Source organism: Brevundimonas sp., from assembly GCF_031082345.1.
Classification (GTDB): domain Bacteria; phylum Pseudomonadota; class Alphaproteobacteria; order Caulobacterales; family Caulobacteraceae; genus Brevundimonas.
This window is the reverse complement of record NZ_JAVHLH010000258.1, coordinates 1-3934: the sequence shown is the minus strand read 5'-3', so window position 1 is coordinate 3934 and position 3934 is coordinate 1. Positions and strand designations below refer to the sequence as shown.

Below are 3934 nucleotides of genomic sequence, written 5' to 3'. Positions count from 1 at the left end.
GATCGGGAACGGCGAGGCCGGGCGCGGCCTCGCCGTTCCCGATCCCGCCGCCGCCCCGCCGCCGCCGCCGAAGCGCAAGCCGCTGTGGACCCACCTCTACTTTCAGGTCCTGCTCGCCATCGCCCTCGGCGCCCTGATCGGGCACCTCTATCCCAGCACGACCGGGGCGGACGGTGAGGCCGTTGCGGGTCTCGGCGAGAAACTGAAGCCGCTCGGCGACGCCTTCATCCGGCTGGTGAAGATGATCATCGCCCCGGTGATCTTCCTGACCGTGTCCACCGGCATCGCCCACCTCAGGGACCTCGGCCGCCTGGGCAAGGTGGTGGGCAAGGCCTTCGCCTATTTCCTGACCTTCTCGACCCTGGCCCTGATCATCGGCCTAGTGGTGGCCAATGTGGTGCGGCCCGGGGCTGGCATGAATGTCGATCCCGCCACCCTCGATCCGGGCGCGGTGGCCCAGTACGCCACCCAGGCCCACGAGACCTCGGTCGTCGGCTTCCTGATGAACATCATTCCCGAGACCGTGGTCGGCGCCTTCGCCGGCGGCGAAATCCTGCAGGTGCTATTCTTCGCCATCCTGTTCGGGATCTCCCTGGCGGTGATCGGCGACCGGGCCCAGCCGGTCATGGCCGTGCTGGAAAGCGTGTCGGAGGCCTTCTTCAAACTGGTGGCCATCCTGATGAAGGCGGCGCCGATCGGGGCCTTCGGGGCCTTCGCCTTCACCATCGGCCGCTACGGTATCGAGTCGGTGATCAATCTCGCTGCGCTGGTGGGGACCTTCTACCTGACCTCGGCCCTGTTCGTGGTCGTGGTGCTGGGGGCCGTGGCGGCCTTCAACGGCTTCTCGATCTTCAGGCTGATCCGCTATCTGAAGGAGGAGCTGCTGCTGGTGCTCGGCACCTCGTCGTCCGAGGCGGCCCTGCCCAGCCTGATCGAGAAGATGGGCCGCGCCGGCTGCGACAGGTCGGTGGTCGGACTGGTCGTGCCGACGGGCTATTCGTTCAATCTGGACGGCACCAACATCTATATGACGCTGGCGGCCCTGTTCATCGCCCAGGCCTGCGGCGTCGACCTGTCGCTGGGCGACCAACTGCTGCTGCTGGCCGTGGCCATGCTCAGTTCGAAGGGCGCGGCGGGGGTCACCGGGGCCGGCTTCATCACCCTCGCGGCGACGCTGGCCGTGGTGCCCTCGGTGCCGGTCGCCGGCATGGCCCTGATCCTCGGCGTCGACCGCTTCATGAGCGAATGCCGGGCCCTCACGAACTTCATCGGCAACGCCGTCGCCACCATTGTGGTGGCGAAGTGGGAGAAGGGCCTGGACCGCGAGGCGCTGGACCGCGCTCTGGCGGGCGGTCCGACGCCCGTGACGGTGGGCGCGACCGAGGCCGACGACGACTAGCCCCGGGCGGCGGCTTCGATGGCGGCGACGTTGAGCCGCTTCATCTCCATCATGGCCGCGAACACCCGCCGCCGGACGCCTTCGTCCGGATCGGCCAGATAGCGGTTCATCGCATAGGGTACGATCTGCCACGATAGGCCGTAGCGATCCTTGACCCAGCCGCATTGCTCGGCCTCGGGCACGGCCGACAGCGCCTCGGTCAGCCGGTCCACCTCGGCCTGGTCCTCGCAGTCGATCTGCAGGGAGATGGCCTCGTTGAAGGTGAAATGCGGACCGCCGTTCAGCGCCGTGTAGCGATTGCCGGCGAGGGTGAACTCGACCAGCAGCACGTCGCCGGCCTTGCCGCTGGGATAGTCCCCCGGCGAGCGGACGACGGCGTCGATGCGGGAGTCGGGGAACAGCGACACATAGAAGCCGACGGCTTCCTCGGCCTGTTTGTCGAACCACAGGCAGGGGATGACCTTCTGGCGCGGGGGGAGGGCGGTCATGGCGATCTCCATTGCTGACGGCGCACTATATTAAACCCCACGGTTAAATGCAAGCGGCGGCCGCCTTGCGACTCGCGCACGGGGCGGGCAGGGAAGGGCCATGACCCCGACCCTTTACGGCATCCCGAACTGCGACACGGTCAAGAAGGCCCGGACCTGGCTGGACCAGAACGGCGTCGGCCACGTCTTCCACGACTACAAGAAGGCCGGCGTGGACCGGGCCTCGCTGGAGGGTTGGGTGGCGGAACATGGCTGGCAGACCGTGCTGAACCGCGCCGGCACGACCTTCCGGGCCCTGCCCGAGGCGGACAAGGCAGACCTGACGGCCGAGCGGGCCATCGCCCTGATGCTGGCCCAGCCGTCGATGATCAAACGCCCCGTCCTCGACCTCGGCGACCGGACCCTCGTCGGCTTCAAGCCCGAGCTTTATGAGGCCGCCTTCGCCTGATCAGCGGGTCAGGGTGAACCGGGCCGCCTCGCCGGCCTGGGCGTTCGGGGCCAGCCAGACGTCGAACAGGCCCGGCTCCACGGTGGGCTCCAGATCCGGTCCGAGGAACAGCAGGTCCGCGAAGCTCAGCGGCAGGCTGACCTCCACCGACCCGCCCGCCGGCACGGTCACGCGCCGGAACCCCTTCAGCAGCCGCACCGGCTGGGTGATCGAGGCGGCGCGGTCGCGGATATAGAGCTGCACCACCTCCGAGGCCTCGCGCGCGCCGCTGTTGGTCAGGGTGACGGTCGCCGTGATCCCGCCGTTCCACGCCATGGTCGGCGCCGACAGTCGCACGGCCGAGTACTGCACCGGCGCATAGGTCAGGCCGTGGCCGAACGGATAGAGGGCGGCGTTCGCCGTCTCGCGGAACTGCGCCTTGAAACCCTCGCTGCGCGACGCCGCCGGGCGGCCGGTGGTCTTGTGGGCGTAATGGAAGGGCGACTGGCCCGAGAAATGCGGGAAGCTGACCGGCAGACGCCCTGTCGGGGCGTGGTCGCCGAACAGGATGTCGGCGACGGCGTGGCCCGTCTCCGACCCCAGGAACCAGGTGGCGAGGATGGCCGGGGCGTCCTTGACGGCGCCCGACAGCTCCATGGCCCGGCCATGTCTCAGGATCACTACCACGGGCTTGCCGGTGGCGGCGACGGCCTCCGCCAGAGCCAGCTGCGGCTCCGGGATGCCGATATCGACCCGCGACTGGGCCTCGGCCGACATGTTCTGGCTCTCGCCGACAGCCAGCAGCACCACATCGGCCTGCGACGCGGCCATCACCGCGGCCTCGATCCCGCCGGCGATCGGGGTCTCGACGTCCGAGCCCTTGACCACGCTCAGCGCGGCGCCGTCGCCCATAGCTGCCCTCAGGCCCTGCTCCAGCGACACCGCCAGCTTTTCGTCCTTGAAGATCGACCACGGCCCGAACAGGTCGACGCGGTCGCCGCCGAACGGACCGATCAGGGCGATGCGCTGGCCGGTCTTCGGCAGGGGCAGCAGGCCGCCCTCATTCTTCAGCAGCACGATCGACTTGCGCCCCGCCTCGCGCGCCAGGGTCAGATGCTCGCGGCTGCCGGTCACCCGCCGTTCGGTGCGCACGTCCGAACCGCGGTAGGGGTTCTCGAACAGCCCCAGCGCCGCCTTGGTCATCAGCACCCGCCGCACCGCCTCGTCGACGCGCGCCATCGGCACGTCGCCGGACTGAACCAGCTCCGGAATATGCTTCATGTAGAGGCCGCTCTTCATCGACATGTCGACGCCGGCCATCAGGGCGATGCGCGCCGCGTCGCGGCCGTCGGCGGCGTAGCCGTGGGCGATCAGCTCCTCTTCCGAGGTGTAGTCAGAGACCACGAAGCCGGCGAAGCCCCATTCCCCACGCAGGATGTCGGTCAGCAGCCATTTGTTGCCGCTGGTCGGCACGCCGTTCAGGTCGTTGAAGGCGCTCATCGTCGACAGGGCGCCCGCGTCGAAGGCGGCCTTGAACGGCGGCAGATAGACCGAGCGCAACTCCAGCTCGCTCATGTCGGTGGAGTTGTAGTCCAGCCCCGCCTCGGCCGCGCCATAGGC

General features: G+C 68.9%; 4 protein-coding genes. 2 read left to right on the top strand and 2 right to left on the bottom strand.

Going from position 1 to position 3934, the window contains the following annotated elements:
- Positions 1-82: 82 nt before the first annotated feature.
- Entirely contained in the window at positions 83-1399 is a 1317-nt protein-coding gene (locus tag RDU12_RS13535) for a dicarboxylate/amino acid:cation symporter (RefSeq protein WP_300289825.1), read from the top strand.
- Here RDU12_RS13535 and RDU12_RS13530 read toward each other — a convergent pair.
- Positions 1396-1887: a VOC family protein gene (locus tag RDU12_RS13530; RefSeq protein ID WP_300289812.1), complete on the bottom strand. Its 492-nt coding sequence runs from the start codon at positions 1885-1887 to the stop codon at positions 1396-1398. The two genes, RDU12_RS13535 and RDU12_RS13530, sit on opposite strands and share 4 nt — an antisense overlap.
- Positions 1888-1987: 100 nt before the next feature.
- Between RDU12_RS13530 and RDU12_RS13525 the strand changes: the two genes are divergently transcribed.
- Complete coding sequence (locus RDU12_RS13525; protein WP_300289814.1) at positions 1988-2335, top strand: arsenate reductase; 348 nt, start codon at positions 1988-1990, stop codon at positions 2333-2335.
- Here RDU12_RS13525 and RDU12_RS13520 read toward each other — a convergent pair.
- On the bottom strand, positions 2336-3934 hold a 1599-nt coding region (locus tag RDU12_RS13520), incomplete at its 5' end, for a glycoside hydrolase family 3 C-terminal domain-containing protein (RefSeq protein ID WP_308685134.1).

What these genes read in the sequence shown, in the direction of transcription:
- RDU12_RS13530 (WP_300289812.1), bottom strand. Translation starts at nt 1,887, where the DNA reads ATGACCGCCCTCCCCCCGCGCCAGAAGGTCATCCCCTGCCTGTGGTTC.
- RDU12_RS13525 (WP_300289814.1), top strand. Translation starts at nt 1,988, where the DNA reads ATGACCCCGACCCTTTACGGCATCCCGAACTGCGACACGGTCAAGAAG.